19 protein-coding genes and 1 riboswitch are annotated in these 24,474 nt (G+C 37.1%); of the genes, 8 read left to right on the forward strand and 11 right to left on the reverse strand.

Annotation, left to right across the window (positions count from 1 at the left end):
• The first annotated feature begins 524 nt into the window (after positions 1-524).
• Together opuD and MKX66_RS21175 are read left to right on the forward strand one after the other, a co-directional pair.
• The gene (gene opuD / locus MKX66_RS21170; RefSeq protein WP_002166438.1) at positions 525-2,039 is read left to right on the forward strand and encodes a glycine betaine transporter OpuD; all 1,515 of its coding nucleotides are present in this window, start codon (positions 525-527) and stop codon (positions 2,037-2,039) included.
• A gap of 306 nt (positions 2,040-2,345) precedes the next feature.
• Entirely contained in the window at positions 2,346-2,480 is a 135-nt protein-coding gene (locus MKX66_RS21175; protein WP_002068447.1) for a hypothetical protein, read from the forward strand.
• A gap of 155 nt (positions 2,481-2,635) precedes the next feature.
• Here the strand turns inward: MKX66_RS21175 and MKX66_RS21180 are convergent, their stop codons facing one another.
• The 6 genes from MKX66_RS21180 to MKX66_RS21205 all read right to left on the reverse strand — a co-directional run bounded on the left by MKX66_RS21180 (position 2,636) and on the right by MKX66_RS21205 (position 11,867).
• Positions 2,636-3,937, reverse strand: a complete 1,302-nt coding sequence (locus tag MKX66_RS21180) for a glycosyltransferase family 2 protein (protein WP_002129979.1) — start codon at positions 3,935-3,937, stop codon at positions 2,636-2,638.
• Positions 3,934-4,689 (reverse strand): diguanylate cyclase domain-containing protein, encoded by a 756-nt coding sequence (locus MKX66_RS21185; RefSeq protein ID WP_012262004.1) that lies wholly within the window; start codon positions 4,687-4,689, stop codon positions 3,934-3,936. Before MKX66_RS21185 ends, MKX66_RS21180 begins: the two co-directional genes overlap by 4 nt.
• Positions 4,690-4,951: 262 nt before the next feature.
• Positions 4,952-6,163, reverse strand: coding sequence for a NupC/NupG family nucleoside CNT transporter (locus tag MKX66_RS21190; RefSeq protein ID WP_002016182.1), 1,212 nt, complete (start codon positions 6,161-6,163; stop codon positions 4,952-4,954).
• A 362-nt stretch (positions 6,164-6,525) separates the two neighbouring features.
• Complete coding sequence (locus MKX66_RS21195) at positions 6,526-8,268, reverse strand: C40 family peptidase (protein WP_215590428.1); 1,743 nt, start codon at positions 8,266-8,268, stop codon at positions 6,526-6,528.
• Positions 8,269-8,479: 211 nt separating this feature from the next.
• Positions 8,480-9,364 carry a D-amino-acid transaminase gene (locus MKX66_RS21200; protein ID WP_002016184.1) on the reverse strand — a complete coding sequence of 295 codons (885 nt, stop codon included), beginning with the start codon at positions 9,362-9,364 and terminating at the stop codon, positions 8,480-8,482.
• A gap of 574 nt (positions 9,365-9,938) precedes the next feature.
• Positions 9,939-11,867 carry an LTA synthase family protein gene (locus tag MKX66_RS21205; protein ID WP_012262002.1) on the reverse strand — a complete coding sequence of 643 codons (1,929 nt, stop codon included), beginning with the start codon at positions 11,865-11,867 and terminating at the stop codon, positions 9,939-9,941.
• A gap of 595 nt (positions 11,868-12,462) precedes the next feature.
• Between MKX66_RS21205 and MKX66_RS21210 the strand changes: the two genes are divergently transcribed.
• Complete coding sequence (locus tag MKX66_RS21210) at positions 12,463-12,828, forward strand: YkvA family protein (RefSeq protein ID WP_002016186.1); 366 nt, start codon at positions 12,463-12,465, stop codon at positions 12,826-12,828.
• 50 nt (positions 12,829-12,878) lie between these two features.
• Entirely contained in the window at positions 12,879-13,370 is a 492-nt protein-coding gene (locus MKX66_RS21215; protein ID WP_002089644.1) for a metal-binding protein, read from the forward strand.
• 146 nt (positions 13,371-13,516) lie between these two features.
• Here the strand turns inward: MKX66_RS21215 and MKX66_RS21220 are convergent, their stop codons facing one another.
• Positions 13,517-13,834: a DUF4870 domain-containing protein gene (locus MKX66_RS21220; RefSeq protein WP_002191186.1), complete on the reverse strand. Its 318-nt coding sequence runs from the start codon at positions 13,832-13,834 to the stop codon at positions 13,517-13,519.
• 287 nt (positions 13,835-14,121) lie between these two features.
• On the opposite strand from MKX66_RS21220, the gene lldP reads away from it, so the two are divergent.
• Both lldP and thiC read left to right on the forward strand, forming a co-directional pair.
• On the forward strand, positions 14,122-15,783 hold the full coding sequence (lldP, locus tag MKX66_RS21225) for an L-lactate permease (RefSeq protein WP_326996732.1): 1,662 nt from the start codon (positions 14,122-14,124) through the stop codon (positions 15,781-15,783).
• A gap of 71 nt (positions 15,784-15,854) precedes the next feature.
• A riboswitch (TPP riboswitch) is annotated at positions 15,855-15,970 on the forward strand.
• Positions 15,971-16,082: 112 nt separating this feature from the next.
• Entirely contained in the window at positions 16,083-17,843 is a 1,761-nt protein-coding gene (gene thiC / locus MKX66_RS21230) for a phosphomethylpyrimidine synthase ThiC (RefSeq protein ID WP_201053370.1), read from the forward strand.
• 101 nt (positions 17,844-17,944) lie between these two features.
• Here the strand turns inward: thiC and MKX66_RS21235 are convergent, their stop codons facing one another.
• The 3 genes from MKX66_RS21235 to cydA form a co-directional block, all read right to left on the reverse strand.
• A complete protein-coding gene (locus tag MKX66_RS21235; RefSeq protein WP_002143778.1) occupies positions 17,945-19,303 on the reverse strand; it encodes an arsenic transporter in 1,359 nt (452 codons plus the stop codon).
• A 219-nt stretch (positions 19,304-19,522) separates the two neighbouring features.
• Positions 19,523-20,548, reverse strand: a complete 1,026-nt coding sequence (locus tag MKX66_RS21240) for a cytochrome d ubiquinol oxidase subunit II (RefSeq protein WP_002089640.1) — start codon at positions 20,546-20,548, stop codon at positions 19,523-19,525.
• Complete coding sequence (gene cydA, locus MKX66_RS21245) at positions 20,541-21,896, reverse strand: cytochrome ubiquinol oxidase subunit I (protein WP_002034780.1); 1,356 nt, start codon at positions 21,894-21,896, stop codon at positions 20,541-20,543. Before cydA ends, MKX66_RS21240 begins: the two co-directional genes overlap by 8 nt.
• Positions 21,897-22,148: 252 nt before the next feature.
• On the opposite strand from cydA, the gene MKX66_RS21250 reads away from it, so the two are divergent.
• Together MKX66_RS21250 and MKX66_RS21255 are read left to right on the forward strand one after the other, a co-directional pair.
• Positions 22,149-22,298: a hypothetical protein gene (locus MKX66_RS21250; RefSeq protein ID WP_002016173.1), complete on the forward strand. Its 150-nt coding sequence runs from the start codon at positions 22,149-22,151 to the stop codon at positions 22,296-22,298.
• 89 nt (positions 22,299-22,387) lie between these two features.
• Positions 22,388-23,473, forward strand: a complete 1,086-nt coding sequence (locus MKX66_RS21255) for a hypothetical protein (protein ID WP_044439412.1) — start codon at positions 22,388-22,390, stop codon at positions 23,471-23,473.
• A gap of 67 nt (positions 23,474-23,540) precedes the next feature.
• On the opposite strand, the gene MKX66_RS21260 is transcribed toward MKX66_RS21255, so the two are convergent.
• Complete coding sequence (locus MKX66_RS21260; protein WP_215590426.1) at positions 23,541-24,425, reverse strand: LysR family transcriptional regulator; 885 nt, start codon at positions 24,423-24,425, stop codon at positions 23,541-23,543.
• Between the last annotated feature and the right edge of the window lie 49 nt (positions 24,426-24,474).

Raw genomic sequence — 24,474 nt, forward strand, 5'->3', positions numbered from 1 at the left:
ATTAGTAGGTTTCTAGTTATATTCAAAATATTTAATACAACATATTTTTTTCGGTGTAAATAAAAATGTTACAGGGGTGTTACATAATGATTACTATACAGTTACATTCCTTGAGTATTTTCCCGTTTTATGGGTAATATAGTTATATAAACATAAACATCTCGTTTGTGAAGTTATAAACACGCGCTATATACTAGCAAAAAACCGCATAATTGTTACAAGAAGAAAGGGTTGTAAAGAATAAATCTGCCCTTTTTTAAAACTGTAACACATCCTTTTTTGGGAAAATCTCTTCCCATCCGCATTTTTCTCACACAATTTGACAGTAGTATTCCAATCTTGTAGCTCTTGCAGAGTGGAAAGGTTGTACGGAAGGTAAGGCTGTCCATAAGAACTCTAATTGGTGAAGGCAAACTTGAGAGAGCCGAAAGAAAATCACCACAAAAAACTATGGTTTTCTATCCGATTTAACATATCGGAATTTATGATTTTTACAAGAAATGAAACATACGAAGGGGGATTTGATGAGGAAACTGACGAAAACATTTATTGTCTCATTAACATTATGTATTGCATTTACACTTTGGGGGATTATTCCCGAATCTATTATTGGAAAAGGTAGCTTAGGAAATGTAACGACTGTAATTCAAGCTGCGTTAGTTAGTAAGTTTGGATGGTTCTATATTATTTCCGTTTCTATTTTCTTAGGAATTGCTATTTTCTTAATTGTTTCTAAGTACGGTTCGATTCGTTTAGGTAAAGATGATGATGAACCTGATTATAGTTATATGACATGGTTTGCTATGTTATTTAGTGCCGGTATGGGAATCGGTTTGGTTTTCTGGGGCGTCGCAGAACCGATGAACCATTTATACACACCTCCGTTTGGAGAGAGTGCGACTGAAGAGAGTGCACGCCTTGCACTTCGTTTCTCATTTTTCCATTGGGGATTACATCCGTGGGGATTATATGCACTTGTAGCATTATGTATTGCGTATTTTACATTTAGAAAAGGAAGAGCAAGTACAATTAGTGCGGCGGTCGGTCCGCTATTTAAAGGCGGTGAACATGGCCGTATTGCCCATATGTTTGATGTTCTAGCTGTATTTGCGACAGTATTTGGTGTGGCGACATCATTAGGACTTGGGGCAAAGCAAATTGCGGGTGGTGTTAGTTATTTAACATCCATTCCAAACTCATTATCGACACAGCTAGTAATCATCGGAATTGTAACTGTTCTTTATATGCTATCTGCGCAAACGGGACTCGATAAAGGAATTAAATATTTAAGTAATGCGAATATTATTTTAGCGTTTGCACTTATGATAATTGTATTATTTGCAGGTCCAACAAACTTTATTATGAATTATTTCACTTCAACAATCGGTTCATACATTCAAGAATTGCCGAGTATGAGTTTCCGTTTAAGTCCATTAAATGAAGGCGGAAATCAATGGATTCAGTCATGGACAATTTTCTACTGGGCATGGTGGATTGCATGGTCACCATTCGTAGGTACGTTTATTGCTCGTGTGTCACGCGGGCGTACAATTCGTGAATTTGTTGTTGGTGTGTTACTCGTACCAACAGTAATTGGTGCGCTTTGGTTCTCTGTTTTCGGAGGAACAGGTATTCACATGGAGCTATTTGATGGTGCAAATATATATGGACAAATTAAAGAAATGGGCACAGAAGTAGGATTGTTTGCTATGTTAGACCAAATGGGTAGTATGGGACCGGCTTTATGTGTGTTAGCCATTTTACTTATTTCAACATTCTTTATTACATCGGCAGACTCTGCTACGTTTGTTCTAGCGATGTTAACGACACATGGTAGCTTAAACCCACCAAATCGTATTAAAATGGTTTGGGGTATTGTTCTAGCGGCGTTAGCTTCGATCTTATTGTATGTCGGAGGATTAGAGGCGCTGCAAACTGCGTCGATTATTGCGGCCTTCCCGTTCGTATTTGTTATTTTCTTTATGATTGCAGCACTATTTAAAGAGTTGCAAAAAGAAGGACGTATGAAACAACATTAATAATAGAAGAAAAAAATTCTGTATATATAAATAGTATTAGGACTGCCGACATTCGGCAGTCCTTTTTCACTGTTTTATACTATTGTAGGAAAAGCATTACTTTGTTGCGGAATACTATAGATATCGGTAATTTAAAAAGAAAAATCGATATAGTTCGACATTATCCGATATTTTACACATTATATTCATATTTTTGACAAAAATATGTCGGAAATGTGTTGTTACTTTTATGTATATGTGCTATATTATTTCCTGTAAGCGATTTCAAATAGTTTTAAAGCGCATTCAAGGGGGACAACTAGAATAATGAAACGTTACGAAAGAAAGTGGAAGCATATTTGTTTGAAACGTGTGGCACATCGAAATGCCCAAGAAAGCACGGAACCAAAGACTGAAACTCGTAAAGAGCATCAAGAGAAGCAATTGGTTCTACAAAAATAGCAATCACTTTTTCGTATATAAATGAAGGTCGATCGTTCGTTGGGGGATGGACGTGAAATAACTTTCAGCTAAGGGGTATTGTCTGATATATATAGTATTACGGTAAAAAATAAGCACAGAGCATACGGCGCTCTGTGCTTATTTTTTAATGAAATCTATTTTTCTTTTTTAAATCGTACTGTTTTATCCCAACCAATTACTTGTTTCTTGCTCTTTGCACGTAAGTAAAGAATGAGACTGCGAATAAACAAATACGTAAAGAGCTGTGCGTACGTAAAGTACATAATGACGCTTATGAAAATATTGGTCGGTGTAAAGGTTCGTTCGACGCTCTGAGCACTAAATAATTGAGAAACATATGTAATATATGCGACATACCACATAAATAGTAATGGAATGCTATATTGAATTTGGAATATGCCGAGCAGTCCAATTATAAACCAAACGTTTGAAATGATTAGGAATAGCCAAAATACGACATACACTAAAACTTGTTGTAAGGAATGGACGAGAAGTTTCCCTTTAAAAAAGCTTAATGAAGAAAACATTTTTTCTAAAATGTATAAGTTTCCTTGAAGCCAACGTGTCCGCTGTTTTATAAGAATTTTTAAATGTTCAGGTTCTTGTTCCCATGTAATCGATTCCGGGACGATTGGTAAGAGATAGCCCTTTTGGGTAATTCTTAATGTTAATTCAGCATCCTCTGCAATTGCATAAGGATCATAGCCGCCAAGTTCTTCTAATGCGGAACGACGAAGAAGCATGTTTGTTCCGGTTAGTGAACCTGTTTGGAATAATAGCCAGCGTCCAGATTGCATAAGGAGCTGGAAAATCTGAAATTCTAATGAAATCATTCGTGTAAGCCAGTTTCTTTTCTCATTTACTGTACGAACGTGTCCAACTGCTCCAACGGCATCCTTTGTTGTTTCAGCATGTTCTACGAGCATTCGCAGTGCATGTGGTTCAGGTTGATTATCTGCATCGTAAACACAGAAATATTCACCATCCGAAATGCTAAGGCCGTAGTTTAATACACGCGATTTTCCTTTCGGTTCGCCAGGTGGTACACGAATGTGATGAATATGAGCATAAGCTTTGTCGAAATCATCGCCAATTTCAGGTGTTTCATCTTGAGAGTTATCGTTTAATAAATAAACGTTTAGTTTGCCTGGGTATTCAATCTTTGCCATTGCTTCTAATGTATCTTTAATAACAACCCCTTCATTATGGGCAGGTATTAAAATATCTACACTTGGATAATGTTCTAGCGTACGATCTTTTCGTTTACTATTTCGATGAATTAAGCCTGCGAGTGTTAAGAGAGAGTAGTAAACGAGTAGGCCTGAGAATAGAAAGGCCGTAAAAATAAGTACATATTTGATTGAAAATGTGATGCTAATCCAAAATACGAGTACGCAGAACAGAAGGAATAAAAGGAGTATAACGAGTGTCATCATAATAATGTCTGTCCTTTTGTCGTGATTTGTTCTCGTTTTATTTTAATGTCTTGAATTGCTTCAGCAGCAAGCCATTGCTCCATTTTTGGATGTAGACGGTTCATTACAATGTCAGCACCGGCTTCATTTGTATTTTGTAATAAAATGACTAATGTGTTGCTGTCATATTCAGCAGCAAGGTCAAAGTCAGCTCTGACTGTATCAACTAACAATGAAGCTACACGATCCATGACACTTTCCTTCGTATATTTACTAAAGGAAGTGAAATCAAAGAAAATGATAATGCCTGTTTCATTACGACGATTCATCGCAGTTGTTAATAAAGCTTGTCGTCTTTCGAATTCTTGTCTTGTTAATAATTTTGATTCTCCAATGTATTGCTCAAGCACTCTCACTCGTTCAGTTAACTCTTTATTTTTAAGGATAACCTTTTTTAATAGATGGGTTGAAATATAAACAATGAAGAAGTTAGCTGCCATCAGGAAGTGGGTAATAATATATTCCCATTGATCTGATGTACTCCATAAGTGAAGCCACGCTTGATAAAATAAATAGAATACTGAAATGATTGTTCCCAGTATGAAGAAAATAAATGCTGTTTTATCAGGTAAAAATAGGAATAGTACATTTATGATGACGTATATAATTGTAAAAATGAGCGCGTGCTCATATTTCGTCACATGTACAGTAGTAAAATAAAATAAAATTTGTAAAATCCACATAGAGAGGACTTTATAGGACTTATCTTTCACGAAACGTTCCTCCTTAAAGCTAATTCGTGCTGGATATTTGTAGTATGCACAATTATTAAGAAATGGACCATGTAGCTGGAAGTCTTTTTTTAGCGAGCGACATCAGGTAGTATCCCTCTTGTACAAGAAAAAATAAACAGACATACTAATTATTGTAACATAGCGTCTATACATCTATACATAAAGTATTTAATATATATGAAAATTATATTTATGTTATATAAAAAAGCCTCCTCTTTAAAAGAGGAGACTTTACATGAGTTTATAGGAACATCATACCTGCGACTGCTGCGTTTAAGAAGTTCGCTAGTGTACCAGCGATAACTGCTTTAATCCCTAATTGTGCAATTTGTTTACGGCGAGTAGGAGCTAACGTTCCTGTTACACCTAATTGAATTGCGATAGAAGAGAAGTTTGCAAAACCACAGATTGCAAATGTTAAAATCATATTTGTTTTTGCAGAGAACTCTGCCATGTGTGGTCCTAAGTTTGCATATGCAACGAATTCGTTGATTGCAAGTTTTTGACCGATGAAACTTGCTGCTTGTATAGCTTCACCTGGAGAAACCCCGATTAAGATTGCAAATGGTGATAATAAGTAACCGAAGATTAAATCAAGGCTAAGTTTAATATCGAACCAAGAACCAACCCATCCTAATAGGCCATTTAATAAAGCGATTAATGCGATGAAAGCCATTAGCATTGCAGCTACGTTAATAACAAGTTGTATACCTTCAGATGCACCGCGTGCAGCTGCATCGATAACGTTTGCGTCTTCACGCTCTGTTGAAAGTTGAACATTATTATCTACTTTTTCTGTTTCTGGCATAATTAGTTTTGCAATTAATAAACTTGATGGAGCTGCCATAATTGCAGCTGCTAATAAATGTTCTAACGGAATACCCATTGCTGCATAGCCGACAAGAACTGATCCGGCAACAGCGGTCATACCACTTACCATAATAGTGAAGAATTCACTGTTAGTTAAACGTGCTAAGTATGGTTTAATTAAAATTGGTGCTTCTGTTTGTCCTAAAAATACAGTTGTTACTGCATTTAAGCTTTCTGCCTTAGAAGTTCCAAGAAGTTTACTTAATGCACCACCAACGATACTAACAAATTTCTGCATAATACCTAAGTAATATAAGATTGCAACTAATGAACTAATAAATACAATTGGAAGTAGTGCTTGAATAACGAAAACAAATCCCCAAGGGCCTTTTGCGTTGACTAAATCCCCAGCAACGAACCTAATTCCCTCGTAAGAAAAATTAATTAATCCTTGAACGCCGTCAGCAGCAACTTTTAAGCCTGCTTTTCCAGCATCCCATCGCAATACGATAAATGAAAATGTCATTTGTAATGCTAGCGCGATTAAAATTGTGCGCCAATTAATAGCTTTGCGGTTAGAAGATAGTAAGAAAGCAATTGCTAATACTCCAATCACGCCGCCAATTCCCCATAAAACATTCATGCAGTGTATGCTCCTTCCTCATAGCAAAAAAGTGTATAAACCAGTTGTCTATACTTTTGCGAATATAACATCTTAAGTAACTTATCATAATGGACATCGGAGGTCAAACGTCTAACGAAAAGTTTAAATAAAAAGAAAATTCTTTGAAAAAACACATATAAAATGAATAGACATGAAATAGGTTATGTTTTTTGTGGGAATATATTCATTATGATAACATTTTGGGAAATTTTAATAGAATATAGTGTATGAAATAGGAAAATGAACGCATAATTTTTTCGTAGAGAGAATGAAAGGGAAGTACTATATCGAGTCCTTTAAAAAAAGCCTTCTAGTAAACTAGAAGGCTCTGAAACTATAAATTAAGGTGCTTTCGTATACCCTAAGAAATGGCTTTTCCAATAAGAATTGTTTAATGAAGCGATTGCTACACCTTTATCTCCAGATTGGATGAATGATCCCCCGCCAAGGTAGATACCCATGTGAGAAGGACCTGCTTTATAAGTATTTTGGAAATAAATTAAGTCACCTGGTTGTGGAGTTGAAGTTTTTGATAAGCTGCTCCAATATCCAGCAACACTTTGGCGGCTAATGTTATGACCAAATTTCTTAAATACGTGGTAGATGTAACCACTGCAGTCAACACCATTAGCAGAAGTACCGCCCCAAACGTATGGTACGCCTTGCATAGATTTCGCGTATGCAAGTAGAGAAGAACTGTCACCGCTATTATTATTGTTATTGTTGTTATTATTTTGATTGTTATTTTGGTTGTCGTTAGGCTTATTATCTACTGCGCCACCAACTGGTGTTTTAGATAGGAAACGTGTTCCGATGTAACCAGTTTGACCGTTGTAGTTAATTTTGCTCCATCCAGAGTTTTCAGAGATTACTTGAACCTTCTGTCCTTGTGGAAGTGCGCCTATGATTCTATAATTTGTACCTTCGCCGCTACGTACATTTAGTGCAGAAGCATTAATGTAGTAGTCACCAATTGCACCTTGTTCAGGTTGTTTTGGCTGTTCTGGTTGTTTCGGTTGCTCAGGAGTAGCAGTGCCACCTTTGACGAATTTTACAAATTCGCTACTAACATAGCCTGTTTTTCCTTGGTAGTTTACTTTAAACCAGCCGTTTTCAGATCCGACTACGTTTAATGTTGTGCCATTTAACACGCCGCCAATTACACTATGGTAAGCAGCAGGGCCTGTACGAACACGTAGAGATGTTGCGTTAACAACGTAAGTACCACCAGTTTGAATAGTTCCATTATTATTTTGCTCTTGGTTGTTACCTTGAGTGACGTTTTCGTTAGAACCGCCTTTTTTTACGTAGTCCTTGCTTAAGTAAGCTGTTTGTCCTGCGTAATTGATTTTGAACCAATCTTGAACTTCGCCTACAACTTGTACTACTTGTCCTTGTTTAACAGAACCTACAGTTGGATGAGAAGTGCTAGGACCTGTACGAACGCGAAGGGAAGATACATTTACTGTATAGTTTCCACTTGCTGGTTGAACAGTTGCTTCATTGTTACTATTGTTGTTATTGCTTGTAGAGCCAGTATTTGAAGAAGCGCCTGATACAAATTGGCTACTAACATAACCAGTTTGTCCGTTATGGTTGATTTTCACCCAACCATTTTCTTCTCCAATTACGTTTAAAGTTTGTCCTTCATATACACGTCCTGAAACAGAACTAGAAGTGTTAGGAGCTGTACGTACACGTAATACATCAGCAGTAACTTTATTGTTTCCACCTGTGCTTACATTGTTATTCGTTGCTCCGTTTTTTGATACAAACTCGCCACTAACAAAACCAGTTTGTCCATTAACGTTAATTTTGAACCAACCATTTTCTTCTCCAATTACGTTTAATGATTGACCATTATAAACGCGAGAGATGACGTCGTGAGAAGTACTTGATCCTGCACGAACGTGTAGTACGCTAGCATTCACCGTATATGGTGAATTGTTTGATGCGGAAGCTTGGACAGTTTGTGTAGCAGCTTTTTGTGTATTTTGTTCAGGGGCAGCTTGAACACTATCAAGTGTAGGGGCTGCTCCTCCTGCTACAGACACTGCCGCAAGACCGGCAAGGTATTTTTTCATAATTTGTCGATTCCTTTCTGTCTGTAATGTAGTGAAGAAATATTTACCAACTGTTAAAAATTCTAAAGAGCATGTCGATTACTGTCAAGACTTATGTGGTAATCTGAATATGACAAAAAGGTTACAAAAAAAAAATCAAGGTATAAATCTGCACCTTGATTTCCATTTAAATACATATATTTGATGTGGAAAATGAGAAGATTATTCGTATTTAGGAAGATGTGCTGTTGGATTTTAAAAGGCTTTGAGAAAATGACCTTTGCAGTAATTTGGTGATAGGGCCGACTTGACCATCTTGAATCGCAGTTCCATCGAGATGGGTCATCGGTAAAATTTCAATAGTCGTTCCCGTAAAGAAGCATTCATCTGCTTGATAAACATCGCGAACGCTGAAAAGCTCTTCCTTTACAGGAAGTTGAAGAGTGTTAGCTAAAGAAAGGACGTACTGACGAATAATGCCGTTTAAAATAAGGTGATTGGCTGGATGCGTATACAGTGTTCCGTTTTTTATAAGAAAGAAGTTAGAGTGGCTACCTTCAGTTACAATACCATTTCGTACGAGAAGTGCTTCTTTACAACCTTTGCGTTCAGCTTTCGTATAAGCTAATACATTTGGTAATAAATTTAACGATTTAATATCACAGCGGAGCCAGCGTGTATCAGGTTCTGATATAGCACGTACACCGTATTCAATCCATAAAGATGGTCTTTCTTTTTTTGAAATATAAGCATAGATTGTCGGAGATATGTCATATGAAAATGCATGTGCTCGAGCTTGTACACCACGAGATACTTGTAAGTAAATTGTTCCGTCTTCGTGGAAATTATTGTTTTCAATTAATTTGTAGAGTAAGATGATGAGTTCGGCTTTTGAGAAAGGAAGTGATAATTCTATTTCTTCAAGGGATCGATATAATCTTGTTAAATGTGGGTCTAATAAGTGAAAGTTTCCGTTATAAAGGCGAATAACTTCATAGACGCCATCACCAAATTGTAAACCTCTTTCTTCAAGTTCTATGTACGCGCGATGTTTTGTTGTATCAATAACTGCATCATTCCATAGTACAAATCTTTCGTATGCCAATTTTCGTCCCATCCTTTCGTTAGTACATGAATAAAAATCACTATAGTAATTTTTATGTAAGCAATTCTCTACATATGACGTATATGTATTTGTAAATCACAGAGAAGTAGTGGTGATTTATACTGCATTAACTGCCCGTAAACGCCCGATTGGTGAGGGCTAATAATCAGTGGAAGATGAACAAAACACCCACTGATTAAAGTTTCACTTTATAGCATTTTGTATATACAAATTCGGAAATGAGAAATAAGAATCCTGCTTTTTGAAAAAAAAAAGCAACATTCGTATGGAATGCTGCACAAGGAGGGTAGCTATCATTCATAGGGACATCGTCTTTACAGGTTTCATTTATGCAAACAAAACACTTGGAAAGACAATTATAAGAAAGTTGAAAACAAATGATGCACACATTTCTCTAAGGGATCTTATTGAAGATGAGAGATAAGAAATATGTGGAACCTTGTTTACATATTTTATTATAAAGATGTTTCGTTAATGTGGTGTAAATATTAGGTGAAGGTTATGTAATTTTAAAGTTAATGAATAGGAGAGGAAGGATAGCAGAAAATAAAAAAAGAGGCTGAGATTACTCAGCGCTCTTCTTTTCTTCTTTAATAGCTGTCTTTACTTCACCAGTTTTGATCTTGTTACTTTCAGAGAAGCGAAGTAAGTCACCTTCAATGATTTTGTCAGACATGTTCAATTCATTTTGAGCACGATCAATTAGTGGTTGAGATTCTTCTTTCGGTAATTGCACAACTTCGCCAGTAGTACGGTCGTAGAATGTACTGTTCGTGTACATGTACTTATCTGTAACGAAGCTACCGTCACGAAGAACAACGAATCCTTTATTTTCTGGTGAGAATACATCATGACCGAATTGAATTTGATTCGTAGAATCTACACCAAGTAAGTTTAGAATTGTTGGCTTAATGTCAATTTCACCAGTTGGTTTTGAAATTGTTTTACCTTCTTTTTGACCTGGAACGTGAATAAACATCGGTGTTTTTTGTAAGTTCATATGGTCAAATGTAGTGATTTCTTCTTTTCCTAAGAACTGTGCCATTGCACGGTTATGGTTTTCAGAAATACCATAGTGATCACCGTAGAATACGATAACTGAGTTGTCGTAAATACCTTCTGCTTTTAGACGCTCAATAAAGTGTTTCATTGCTTCGTCTAAATAGCGAGCAGTTACCATGTAACGGTCAAATACGCCATCACCAGAATTGTATTCATCGATTAATTTCGTACTGTCATCATAAGTGAATGGGTAATGGTTTGTTAAAGTAAGGAAGCGAGTATAGAACGGTTGCTTCACTTCTTTTAACATATCGATAGATTGATCGAAGTATTCGATATCTTTTAATCCCCAATTTAATTTTGTTTCTGGCGTAATTTTGTAGTCAAGTTCGTTGTAGTAACGATCATAACCAAGTGCCGGATACATAATGTTACGGTTCCAGAACGTTGCGTTATTCGCGTGGAATACTGATGTGTGATATCCTTGCTGACGCAAAATTTCTGGAGTTGCTGTATATTCGTTATTACCGTGTGTGAAGAATACAGCACCACGGTCTAGTGGATACATTGAAGTATCTACTAAGAATTCAGCATCAGACGTTTTACCTTGCCCAGTTTGATGGAAGAAGTTATCGAAGTAATAACTTTCTTTCGCAAATTGGTTTAGGAATGGTGTAACTTCTTGTCCGTTAACTTGCGCACCAATTAAGAATGTTTGTAATGATTCAAGAGAGACAACAATTACGTTTTTCCCTTTTGCAGTACCAAACATATTTGGATCTGGTTTACTTTGTGTTGTTTTCACATAGTTTTCTGCTTCTTGCAATTTACTACTATCAGCAAACGCTTTTTGTGAACTTGATTTTGCTTGTAAGCCAAGATCGTATGCTTGGTGTACATATAATCCTAGGTTTTTAACAAGCATAACGCGGTCGAATGAACGTGTTAATAGTTCTGGACGCTCAGCTTCTGCAAATCCTAGGTTTACGCAGAAAATAGCAACCGTTGACACGAAGTATAGAGAACGCATCGGACGTGCTACACGTTCTGTCGGTGCAAAATCTTTCTTCTTCTTCAATAGAACGAAGAATACGATAATATCCGCAAATGCAAGGATGATTTTGTAGTTAAATAATTCTTTCACACTAGAACCTAAACTTCCGAAATTAGACGTTTGTCCTAGTACTGGTAAAGTAACGAAGTCATTGTAGAATCCGTAGAACATTACGTTACCAACAAGAATGAACGTTAAGATAAAGTTAATTCCTAGTGCTATATAGTTACGTTTTTTCCCTTTTGCAAATAATGCAAGACCCACAAACAGTAATGATGCTGCTAATGGACTAATGAATAAAATGAATTCTTGCATGAAAGATTCAAGTTTTAAATCGAAGCTAGTGCGTGTAATGATGTAGGTTTTTAGCCATACGGCCAAAGCTACGAATAAAGTGAAACGCACATTTTGAAATTGTGATTTCATGGTTTCTTTCATTCATTTCCACCCTTTCTCTATCAGGCTTGGTCGATTTTGGAGCGAAAAATGTTAAAATAAAAAATACATAGTTTTCTTGGTCATAATTAGAGTTTCTATATTCACCCATATACGACTTTAACTATGCATACCCTTTTTGGTTTCTTGTGCTGCTCATAAGCATAACGTCATTTCTGTATTATACAACAAAATTCATTTCTGAGAAACACTATAACATTTTACATTTTTTGTATGTGATTTGTCACTACCAGAGAAAACTTTAACATTCGTTTATAGGCTCGTCAACTAGAAAATATAACAAAAAATGAAATTTCATTGATAGATTATGTGTAATTTTGATGAACTTTTATAGAAAAGAATGTTAAGCGGAATTGAAAGTTTTTTGGTTGAGAAATATGGAATAGAAATCTTTAAGTGGTTGTCTAGAAAACTATTATATGAAGGAAAATACGAAAAAATTAACGAACACTTGTTCTTTTTGGTTTTGTTTGTTACAATGAAATTTCATTGATAGATTATGTGTAATTTTGATGAACTTTTACTGATAACATAACATATTGTAGCTTATTTCTTTTGAAAATAGGGAGGCTTTTGAATGAAACAAAAATTTTCAGTTGAAGCGTTTTGGAAGAAAATAAAACATGTTGCGAAGCAGGCAGGGCAGTCGGTAATCTATGCGAGTTTATTGTTGTTTTACGTGTTGCAAAGACCGGATGTTCCAAAACGAGTGAAAATTATTGTAATCGGAGCACTTGCTTATTTCATTGCACCGATTGATGCCATTCCAGATTTCATTGCTGGAGTCGGTTATACGGATGATTTAGGTGCGTTAATGGCCGCACTATTACAAGCATCGATATACGTAAATGAAGATGTGAAAGATAAGGCACGAGTGAAGTTGGCAGAATGGTTTGGTTCGGATATAGACACATCATTTATCGATCAAAAATTAGATCAATAGGTGAGAACTGTCATAGGATGACAGGGCGAACGTAAGCGAGGAAGTGCATTATGCCATCAGGAAGAACGCATACGAAAATAAACTTAATATCCCTTCCGGTTGTTTTGTTTATGCTCTTTTCGTATGGATTAACAAGTTTTGATTTTTTATTAACTTTTGCAATTGGCTTTTTAGTAGGTACTTCATTTCTAACACCGGATTTAGATACGTACAGTAATGCGTATAACAAATGGGGATTCCTCCGCATTTTTTGGTATCCATATAGGAGCGTAATGCCCCATCGTTCCTTCTTCACACATACGATTATAATTGGTGATATTATTCGTATTGCATACATGTTAATCGTGTTTTCTCCGTTTTTATTCCTATTAAATATAATCGCATTCGGTGGAAATTTAATAGAAATTGCGAAGGAACACGAGGTTGAAATTGTAACGTTTGTAATGGGGATTGTTGTGGCGAGTACGCTTCACATTATAGCGGATAAAGCGAATACGCGCCGAAAGAAAATGATGAGAAAAAAGAAGAAACGCAGAAGATAAAGAAACCGTCCCAAAAGGTATTTTGGGACGGTTTTTTTCTTATTAATAGGTAGGTTACTCTTGTTGAACCGCCGATAAAATTTCATTTACGATCATGCGACATTAATTTTTGGGCAGTTCCTTTTTAATTAAACGTTTGTTTAAAACTAAGCTTTCAGTACTTTAATACCTTTCACGATATTCCAAATGAAGTAGTATAAGCTAATGATTCCGCAAATGCATAAGACGATGATTGCTCCAATTCCAAGTGTTACGTCTGGTTGATCAGATCCGATGCCCATAATTCCTAAAATAACTAATCCAATAAATGAAGCGATGCTTGGAACGATATGTGTCCATAGAGCACGTTTCGCATGTGGTTTCGTTTCAGAATCGCCCACAATCCACACGATAATAGGGAATAAGATAGGTGCAAATAATACACTAAAGTATGATAAAGCTGCTAATATTTTGTTTCCGTTCATATATATCACCTCATAAGTAATGTCCGTTGTTATACTTTTAGTATGCGATAAATTTGGCAACCTTCCTATCGATTAACATTACAAAAACGTGACGCTTTTGTAAGATTTCCTTTTTAAATGATGAAATTTTCAAAAAAATCTTTTTAAATGAAAATTGTTGTGATAAAATTATTGAAAACGTTTTCTTAAACGTTTTGTATTTTTTAGACTTAAAGGTATGATGACCTGGTAGTCTATTGATAAGGTTATATCTTATTTAAAAGGGGATTCTTTAGGGGGAGAGAACAATGAACACATGGACACAAGTTTACGATCCGTTCGGTAACATTTGGATTTCGGCAGCAGTCGCACTTATTCCAATCATCTTTTTTTTCTTAGCTTTAGCGGTTTTCCGCATGAAGGGGTATGTGGCAGGATTTATTACAGTTGTATTAACGATTTTGGTGGCGTTATTTGCGTATAAAATGCCATTCACAATGGCAATGGCAGCGACCGGATACGGTTTCTTATACGGATTATGGCCAATTGCGTGGATTATCATTATGTCAGTATTTTTATATAAAATTTCTGTGAAAACAGGTCAATTTGATGTCATTCGTGCATCTGTATTATCCATTACGAATGACCATCGTTTACTCGTTATTTTAATTGGGTTTTCATTTGGAGCATTTTTGGAAGGGGCAGCAGGATTTGGTGCACCAGTAGCGATTACGGCAGCGCTTCTGGCAGGCCTTGGGCTAAATCCTTTATATGCAGCAGGTCTTTGTTTAATCGCAAATACTGCACCAGTAGCTTTCGGAGCGATGGGGATTCCGATTACAGTTGCTGGACAAGTGACAGGCATTGATCCACATAAAATTGGACAAATGGCTGGGCATCAATTACCGTTCTTATCTTTATTTGTTCCGTTCTTTATCGTATTTTTAATGGATGGCTTTAAAGGAGTAAAACAAACGTGGCCTGCTTTATTTGTAGCGGGTAGTTCATTTGCAATTACACAGTTTATTACAGCGACGTTTTTAGGACCAGAACTTCCTGATATTACGTCAGCACTTGTAAGTTTAGTAAGTTTATCGCTATTCTTAAAAGTTTGGCAGCCGAAAGAAATTTATCAAACTAAGCAAGCGAATAGTGAAGTAGCCGCGGCGACGACGGCGACATCTATGCCGAAACTAACGGTAGGAAAAGTAGTAAAAGCGTGGTCTCCGTTCATTATTTTAACTGTGATGGTAGTCATCTGGAGCCAGAGTTTCTTTAAAGCGTTATTCGCTCCGGGCGGCGCTTTAGAAAGTCTCGTATTTAAATTTGAAGTTCCAAGCTTGCACAATTTAGTAATGAAAGCAGAGCCAATTGTAAATAAACCAACACCTTATGAAGCAATCTTGAAATTAGATATTTTATCAGCGACTGGAACAGCAATTTTAATTGCTTGTATCATTTCTATCTTTATTTTGAAAATGAGTGCAAAAGATGCAGTAGCAACATTTAAAGAAACGTTAAACGAACTAAAAATGCCAATTTTATCTATTGGATTCGTATTAGGATTCGCATTTATCGCAAATTATTCTGGTCTATCTTCTACATTAGCGTTAGCACTTGCAGGAACTGGCGGATTATTCCCGTTCTTCTCACCATTCTTAGGATGGATTGGCGTATTCTTAACAGGATCAGATACGTCAGCGAACGCACTGTTCTCGAATTTACAAGCAATTACAGCGCAGCAAGTCGGTGTATCTGAAGTGCTTCTTGTTGCAGCAAATACAACGGGCGGTGTAACAGGTAAAATGATTTCTCCGCAATCAATTGCGATTGCTTGTGCGGCAGTTGGACTTGCTGGGAAAGAGTCAGATTTGTTCCGCTTTACATTGAAGCATAGTTTATTCTTCGTTACTATTGTTGGGATTATGACGTATGTGCAGGCTTATTATTTAACTTGGATGATTCCGTAAACAACAAAAGAAATAAACTTTGCATTTTTCAGATTATAGTGTATGATGGGAAAGTATTGAAAATTAAATCAGTGATAAACTAGGGGTGCCTAACGTATGCGTAGGCTGAGAGAGAAGCGTGTGAACTTCTTAACCCTTTGGACCTGATCTGGCTCGTACCAGCGTAGGGAAGTTAACGGCTTTACATAATTATGCCTTTATGAGCCAGGTCCTTATTCTTTTATGGACCTGGCTCTTTTTATTTTGGCATGCGCTGGCCATATCTCGTCCTTGTCACGAACAGGGGGGCAACAAAGGTTATGAAACAGTCTGTTTCAGCTGAGCAAATTGAATTGAAATCGAGTTTACCAGGAAGTAAGAAAGTGTATGTGGATGGAACACGTGAAGGTATGAAAGTACCAATGCGTGAGATTGAACAAAGCGATACGAACGGTGTTCAAAATCCGCCAATCCGTGTGTATGATACGAGTGGACCTTATACAGATCCAGAGTATAAAGTGGAGCTGGAAAAAGGGTTGCAGGCGCCGCGCCACTCTTGGACCTTGGGGCGTGGTGATGTGGAAGCTTATGAAGGACGCGAAATTAAACCTGAGGATGACGGTGTGAAAGTGGCTTCAAAACATACACCTGTTTTCCCGCAAATGGATCGTAAGCCGCTTAGGGCGAAGCAAGGTGCAAATGTTTCGCAAATGCATTATGCGCGTAATGGCATTATTACGTCTGAGATGGAATATGTTGCGATTCGTGAAGGGGTAGAGCCTGAATTTGTTCGTAAGGAGATTGCAGAAGGTCGTGCGATTTTGCCGGCGAACATTAACCATCCTGAAGCGGAACCGATGATAATTGGACGTAATTTTCACGTGAAGGTAAATGCAAATATCGGAAACTCTGCTGTATCGTCTTCTATTGCAGAAGAAGTAGAGAAGATGACGTGGGCGACTCGTTGGGGTGCAGATACGATTATGGATTTATCTACAGGTAAAAACATTCATACAACACGTGAGTGGATTATTCGTAATGCTCCGGTACCAGTTGGAACTGTGCCAATTTATCAAGCGCTTGAAAAAGTAAACGGAATTGCAGAGGATTTAACGTGGGAAGTGTATCGTGATACGTTAATTGAGCAGGCGGAGCAAGGCGTTGATTACTTCACGATTCACGCTGGTGTATTACTTCGTTACATTCCAATTACTGCAAAGCGTATGACAGGTATTGTTTCGCGCGGTGGTTCGATTATGGCGCAGTGGTGTTTATTCCATCATAAAGAAAACTTCCTATATACTCACTTTGAAGAGATTTGTGAAATTATGAAGCAGTACGATGTTTCGTTTTCTCTTGGAGATGGATTACGTCCAGGTTCTATTGCAGATGCAAATGACGAAGCGCAGTTTTCTGAGCTTGAGACACTTGGTGAATTAACAAAAATCGCTTGGAAACATGATGTGCAAGTTATGATTGAAGGACCTGGGCATGTACCGATGCATTTAATTAAAGAAAATATGGAGAAAGAACTTGATATTTGTCAGGGTGCGCCGTTCTATACACTTGGGCCGTTAACGACAGATATTGCACCAGGTTATGATCATATTACTTCAGCGATTGGTGCTGCGATGATCGGTTGGTTTGGAACGGCGATGCTTTGTTATGTAACCCCGAAAGAACATTTAGGTTTACCGAACAAAGATGATGTTCGCACGGGGGTTATTACGTACAAAATCGCTGCACATGCAGCTGATCTTGCGAAAGGGCACAAAACGGCTCATCAGCGTGATGATGCACTTTCAAAAGCTCGCTTTGAATTCCGTTGGCGCGATCAATTTAATTTATCTTTAGATCCTGAACGTGCGATGGAATATCACGATGAAACACTGCCAGCAGAAGGTGCGAAAACGGCTCATTTCTGTTCAATGTGTGGACCGAAGTTTTGTAGTATGAGAATTTCACATGATATTCGTGAATATGCGAAAGACAATGATTTAGAAACGACAGAAGCAATTGAAAAAGGGATGAAAGCGAAAGCGAAAGAATTTAAAGACACTGGTAGTCATTTATACCAATAATACGTTACACCTCTTTACTTGATTGATCACACTGTAGTACCTAACTTAAATATAGAAGAAGCCCCCTTTGCTAAGACGGTAGCAAAGGGGGCTTCTGTTGTCTATAAGGTGAAGAATAATTGTACCCAGTAGTATAAGAGGAATAATGTGACGACTGTTGTGAGTGGGATTACGATGAGAGATACGCTTAAATAATCTTTCCATTTCACTTTAATTTTGTTTTGTCTTAAGATATACATCCAAATGAGGGAAGCTAGTGTACCGATTGGTAATAATAGTGAACCGATGTCACTACCGATGATATTTGCGAGATAGATAGTTTTTAATGTGACTGGATCTAGTCCCATTTCTGTTAATGTGATTGTACCAATCATAAGTGCAGGGTGGTTATTGAAGATGTTAGAGAGGAGGGAAACGAGTCCGCCCATTGCAAAGCTGGCATAGAGTAGATGCTGACTTACAACTGGTTCGAGCCAACTTACAAGTGCCGCTGTTAACCCTGCGTTATGAAGCCCGTAAATAATTACATACATAGAGAAAGCGAAAATTAAAATGTGCCACGGTGTCTTTTTCAAAATATCGACTGGGTTTGTTCGTAAGTAGTACCATCTCCAGATGAGAAGAACGAGTGAACCGAGTACGGCAACGATTTCGATTGGAATCGATAAGAAGGATGCAACGAATAGAAGACAGCGCATAAGGAAAACGAAGCCTAATACTTTTAACATGAATTTCGTACGTTTTTGTTTCGTATTAACAGAATTTTGTCCTTTTAACGGATGGAAGTTTTTCGTGAAGAAAATTTCTTCAATATCATATGAAGAAACAGGTAATCTTTCTGGAAGTTTTTTCTTTAAAACTGTATACATGAGCCATGACATAAACAGTAGTCCTAGTGTTGCAGGTACAAACATCATAGCTGTATGCATATAAAGAGTCATATTAACAATATTTAATGCGATTAAGTTTACGATATTACTTACACCGATTGGTGCACTAGATGCAGTGGCAATTAAAGCACCGCTTAATAAATAAGGGATTTGTTGATGAGGTTTTAATTGAAGGTTTTTCAGAAGTAAAATCAAAATCGGTGTTGTAATTAAAATACTACCGTCATTATTAAATAAAAGAGTCATAAGAAAACATAGTAATTGAATGTACCAGTATAGGCGTCGTCCGGAACCTTTAGCTAAATTTGCGAGCTTCGCTGCAGACCAGTGGAAGAAGCCGAAGCTTTCTAATATAACCGCCATAACGATGGTCGCTAATATAGTTATAGAGGCACCGCCGATTTTACTTATAATGTCCATGACGTCTGGTTTTGATACAAGTCCAGTAATGAGGATAATGCTAGCGCCGACTGCTGCCGGCCACGCCTCATTTAAACCGCGAGGTCGCCAAAAGATAACAATCATCGTTAAGAAGAATACAATAATAGTAATCCATATTTCAATGCTCATATTTAACCTACCTTTCTATTTTCCCTTGAACAAATGTAGCTTGTCTCAAGTTTATATAGCATTATATTCAAAAGAAAATAAGAAGAACTAGGCATCTACCTTAATCTAGTGAATATGTGTATTTTGAGCAACAAGGCAAGTATAAGGGGTAGTGTAATAACTATTAGGAGAGGAGTCTAATAAATTAGGGGCATTCTATGTGTGAATGCCCCTAATTTACTATTTTTCCTTTAAAAATGTTCGATCTTTTAAGAATAAATTCCAGAAGAAAATAAATCCTGGTAGTAAAATTGCAATCCCGATTGCGTAAAGAATAAGAAGTGCATAGAATGTTTCGACCGTCGTAAAGCTTGTAAATACAGTTACGTCCGGGTAAATGATATAAGGTAAATGGGCGACGCCGTAAGCGTAGCTTGCAAATGCATATTGAGCGACGACAGCTAAAACTGCAATGCGAGGAAAGCCTAGTGTGCCATATTTCTTATTTGTCCACCAAAGAGAAGAGTATCCGATAACAAATAAAATGATAGAGACTGTAAACCATGGGAATTGCTTTATTAGTCCTTGCATAAGCCAGTGTGTTTCAGGGTCCATTACAACGAGAGCGATAATAGCAGTCACGAGCGTTGCAGGACCAAGTATGATGGCATTTCTTCTATAAATTCGGTACGTATCTTCAGAACCTTGTTCCCTAGCAAAATCAGCAAGAAAGAGAGATGATAGAAATAGTTCCGAAGTTAGTCCGAAGAGCATATAACAATAAATAACGGGACTAGAAAGAAGTTTTCCGTAAAGGAGCACTTCTTTTCCTTCAGACATCGTAATATAGGCACCTTCTGTAACTGGTAGAACGGTAATTAATAGAGCTGGGATTAAGAGCCCGGTAATACCTGAAATAATCCGAAGAAGGTGTTGGTATTTTGGCAGGGAGTAAGCAAATACCATAAATGTACTACGAATCGCAACGAGTACTAAAATTAACATAACTGGTACAAACATAACGGTTGCAAGGGTAAAGGCCGCTTTTGGGAAGAAACCGAGAAAAGCAACGACGACAAAGACAAGAAACGTATTCGTTACTTCCCAAGTTGGTGATAAGTACCGATTAGCAAGCTTGGCAGCAAGCGTCGGGTGTTTAGCGTATACCATGCCCCAAAAACCAGCTCCAAAATCAATAGACCCTAGTATGCTATATACGAAAATAAGAGCCCATAAGATGATGATTGCAATGCTTTCCTCATGCACGAGAATCGCCTCCTTCGTGATGTAAATCATTCTTTAACGGATGTTTCTTAAAGAATGTCCGTAGTACAAAGACTGTTAAAATACCAAGTCCGATATATAAAATGATGAATAAAACAAATAAAGGACCGACGAAATCAGCGCGCGTAGAAGCATCTACCGTGCGTTGCATGCCATAAATTGTCCATGGCTGACGACCACTACAACTAAAAATCCATCCGAATTCAATACCGAGCAACATAACGGGTCCACAGGCGGCAGCTCCCCAAAGAAGCCACTTCGGTAACTCTACTCCTTTTTTTCGGTAAACAAAGTACCAATATAAGAGGGCAATAGCTGCAACTGCAAAGGTAAAGGCAGCGGTGCCGACCATTAAATTGAACAGTGTATGTGTGTAAAATGGTGGCCATGTTTCTTGCGGGAATTCCTTTAGACCTTTTACAACGGTGTTAGGGTCTAGTCCCACTAATAAGCTAAGCATGTTCGGAATTTCAAGGGCATAGTTTAGTTCAAGTGTGTTAGGGTCCACAACCCCACCAATCGATAAAGGCGCGTGTGATGTCGTTTCAAACAAAGCTTCAGCAGATGCTAGTTTCTCAGGTGAATGTTTATGTAAGGCAATAGCAGATTCGTGTCCTGAAAGCCACATCGTAGCACCTGTGATAAATGTAACGACAAGCCCTAACAGTAATCCTTTTTTATGGTAAGCAATTTCACGAGCACTTAAATTTTTCTTTAATAATTTAAATCCAGCGATAGAAGCAATAACAGCTGCTCCAGTTGTATAGGCCGTAATAACGACGTGGAATGCACTTGTGCCAAAGCTCGGATTAAAGAAAGCTTTCCACGGATCAACGTTAAAAACTGAGCCATCTGGATTCATTGAAAAGCCTGCAGGTGTATTCATCCATGTGTTTGCCGATGTAATAAGCACGGCAGATGCAGTGGCGCCAATCATAACGAAAAATAGCGAGATTAATCTCATAACTGGAGGTAGTTTATCAGCCGCATATACGTAAATAGACATGAATAAAGCCTCTAAAAAGAAGGCGAAAATCTCAATTTGAAACGGAACGGAAATAACTTGCCCAACAATTTTGGCGAAACCAGGCCAAAGAAGTGAAATTTGTACACCAACAATTGTTCCAGTTGGAATTGCTACACCGAGAAGGATAGCAAAAGCCTTTGTCCATCTTTTTGCCATAATGGCATAGTCGGAATCTTTCTTCCAGTGATAGAGTATTTCACTTATAAAAATCATTAAAGAAAGCCCGACTCCAAGCGTTGCAAAGATAATGTGGAATGCTAATGAAGAACCAAAAAATGCCCTTGCTAATGTTACGGTATCCATATGTATACTCCCCTTCTTTTTGCCATTATTTTCTGATTAAATTGGAAAATTTATTCAAAAAACTACCAAAAATATATATGTATTTAAAAAATGAGTACGGTAATGTAATATTTAAATATTCTAAAAAGAAAGAAATTGATATTTGGTAATATTTTATTTGTTTTTTAGGGCTGAATCTTTTATAATCTTTTATGCGAACGTAAGTTCTATTTCCGGGATGAAGAAGTTTATGTGAAATGGAGAGGGTGTTTTATGTATCCTGAAGTCATTAAAAAGATGGCATTTTCAAGAGAGCATAGAGATTTATTATTAAAGTTGTATAATAAAGAAATTACGCGTCGTGAATATGATCGACTTGTGGAATCGCTATATAGACCTTCTAAAGAGGCTTGCGAAGGATAAGGTGAGAGAGACAATCTAAAGGATTGTCTTTTTTATATTTACGTATGCTCTGGTAAAATTAAGGTTAGCCTTAAAAGGAGGTGAAAAGCTTGCGAAAACGTTTATATATAGGGATTGGGGTTATTCTCTTAATCGCTTTAGGTGGAGTTGTATTTTGGTCAGCTTTACAAGGGAATCGTACCGAGCATTTTATTTTACGACATATGGTGAATGAAAATGGAACACTTGCAACGTATCGCTTAGAGGATACAAAGGCAGGTAAGGGTGAAGCGAAGGGCCGTGAAGCTTTATCAGAATCTGCAGGGTTATGGCTACAATATACACTTGATAAAGATGATCAAGCTTTATTTGATGAACAAGTGAAGGTTATTCAAAATAACTTTGTACACAAGGATCGCATCGTTATATGGAAAATCTCTGAAAAGGGAGAAATGCAGTCAGCTACTAATGCACTTATCGATGATCTTCGTATTATAGAACAATTATATCGTGCTTATGAAATGTACAAGGAAGATCGCTATAAAAACCTTGCAGATCAATTGAGTGATTCTGTACTTCGTTATAATAAAAAAGGTAATTATTACGTTGATTATTATGATGCAGATACAGGAAAACAAAATAACTTTGCAACAACATCTTACATAAATCCGCATGCATTCTCTTATATGAAAAAGTATGGAAAAATTTCTGCACAGCAGTATCAGGAAGTTGTTCAGTTTTTAGCGGATTATCCAAGGCAGGGCTGGGCATTCCCGAAAGAGTATAAAGATGATGGGACATTTACGTACGATAAAGAAGTGAATCTTATTGATCAATCATACGTTGCTTATCATCGTAGTTTAGGCGGTCTTTCATCAGACGCTTATTTGGAATTTATAAAGAAGAAATTTCGCGAAGACGAAAAGTTATATGGTCGTTATAACTTAGAAACGGGAAAACAAGCTGTGAACTATGAATCACCGGCATCTTACGGATTAACAATTTTGTACGTACTACAAACAGGTGATACAAAGTTTGCGAAGGAATTGTATGAGCGGATGAATACATTCCGAAATGATAATGTATTTAGTAGATATTATGGTGGATATGTAACAGGTGAGAATAATAATACACATATTTTCGATAACGTATTGCCGCTTTTAGCGGAAATGGAATTGGATAAGAGTAAAAAATAAAAGGTGCCACCCTATGGGGATGGTACCTTTTATTTGTGTCGTTATTTGTTTGTAAAGCGATATAATTTTACGCCCTAATATTGGAGAAGTAATCAATCACGAATTCACGAAATTGCTGGGCGGTTTTTGATAAATAGCGCTTCTTCGACCAACTTAAGCCGATAGTTCGTTCGCAATTAGGTTCAATAATACGTAACTTATTTGATGCTAAAGTAGAGTTTTTTAATAAAGTTAAACTTGGGACAAAGGCGATGCCAAGACCTTGCTTAATGAGATCGCTAATCACGGTTGGTTCATCTACTTCAAAAGCGATATGTGGAGTGAAACCAGCTTTTTTACAAAATTCATCTGTTAAGTGCCGAAATCCGTAACCAGTGTTCATACTAATAAACGATTCGTCTTTTACTTCATGCAAATAGATACTTTCGCGGTTTGATAACCGATGTCCTGAAGGAACAGCTAAGAAGATTTCTTCTGTGATAAGTGGTTCCCAAACCATTTCCTCGCCTTCAATTGGTACAGAGGAGATACAAAAATCAATTTCCATATTATCTAGTTGCCGTTTCATAGAAGGAGTAGATGCGAGAAATTGTTGGAATCGAACGTTAGGGTGTTCTAGTAAAAAAGAACCGAGTAGCTCGGGTAATATTCTTGGAATAGAAACTGCAAGTGTAATAGAGCCTTGTTGTAATTCAGCTAAATCTTTAATTTCTCGTTCCCCTTCACTTAATTCATGAAAAATGCGTTCTACTCGTTTTAAAAATACTTTGCCGAAAGAGTTTAATGTAATCTGTCGACCTTGGCGATCAAATAAGGGGACGCCTAAGTCCTTTTCTAGTCTAGCGATTGTTTTACTGAGTGAAGGCTGCGCGATATGCAATTCTTCAGCTGCTTTTGTCATATGTTCTAGTCGTGCGACTGTCTGAAAGTATTTTAATTGAAGAAGTTCCACTTCGAATCTCCTTTCTATAGACCAAAAGGAATGAATTGATAATTAAAGA

Source organism: Bacillus sp. FSL R9-9530 (assembly GCF_038008145.1).
Taxonomy (GTDB): domain Bacteria; phylum Bacillota; class Bacilli; order Bacillales; family Bacillaceae_G; genus Bacillus_A; species Bacillus_A mycoides.

Excerpts from the sequence above, each read along its gene's own strand:
- MKX66_RS21235 (WP_002143778.1), bottom strand. The coding sequence starts at position 19,303 with ATGAGCATTGAAATATGGATTACTATTATTGTATTCTTCTTAACGATG.
- cydA (WP_002034780.1), bottom strand. The coding sequence starts at position 21,896 with ATGGATACCGTAACATTAGCAAGGGCATTTTTTGGTTCTTCATTAGCA.
- MKX66_RS21220 (WP_002191186.1), bottom strand. The coding sequence starts at position 13,834 with ATGAACGGAAACAAAATATTAGCAGCTTTATCATACTTTAGTGTATTA.
- MKX66_RS21250 (WP_002016173.1), top strand. The coding sequence starts at position 22,149 with ATGTATCCTGAAGTCATTAAAAAGATGGCATTTTCAAGAGAGCATAGA.
- MKX66_RS21175 (WP_002068447.1), top strand. The coding sequence starts at position 2,346 with ATGAAACGTTACGAAAGAAAGTGGAAGCATATTTGTTTGAAACGTGTG.
- MKX66_RS21190 (WP_002016182.1), bottom strand. The coding sequence starts at position 6,163 with ATGAATGTTTTATGGGGAATTGGCGGCGTGATTGGAGTATTAGCAATT.
- MKX66_RS21195 (WP_215590428.1), bottom strand. The coding sequence starts at position 8,268 with ATGAAAAAATACCTTGCCGGTCTTGCGGCAGTGTCTGTAGCAGGAGGA.
- MKX66_RS21215 (WP_002089644.1), top strand. The coding sequence starts at position 12,879 with ATGCCATCAGGAAGAACGCATACGAAAATAAACTTAATATCCCTTCCG.
- MKX66_RS21205 (WP_012262002.1), bottom strand. The coding sequence starts at position 11,867 with ATGAAAGAAACCATGAAATCACAATTTCAAAATGTGCGTTTCACTTTA.
- thiC (WP_201053370.1), top strand. The coding sequence starts at position 16,083 with ATGAAACAGTCTGTTTCAGCTGAGCAAATTGAATTGAAATCGAGTTTA.
- opuD (WP_002166438.1), top strand. The coding sequence starts at position 525 with ATGAGGAAACTGACGAAAACATTTATTGTCTCATTAACATTATGTATT.
- MKX66_RS21200 (WP_002016184.1), bottom strand. The coding sequence starts at position 9,364 with ATGGGACGAAAATTGGCATACGAAAGATTTGTACTATGGAATGATGCA.
- MKX66_RS21210 (WP_002016186.1), top strand. The coding sequence starts at position 12,463 with ATGAAACAAAAATTTTCAGTTGAAGCGTTTTGGAAGAAAATAAAACAT.
- lldP (WP_326996732.1), top strand. The coding sequence starts at position 14,122 with ATGAACACATGGACACAAGTTTACGATCCGTTCGGTAACATTTGGATT.
- MKX66_RS21180 (WP_002129979.1), bottom strand. The coding sequence starts at position 3,937 with ATGATGACACTCGTTATACTCCTTTTATTCCTTCTGTTCTGCGTACTC.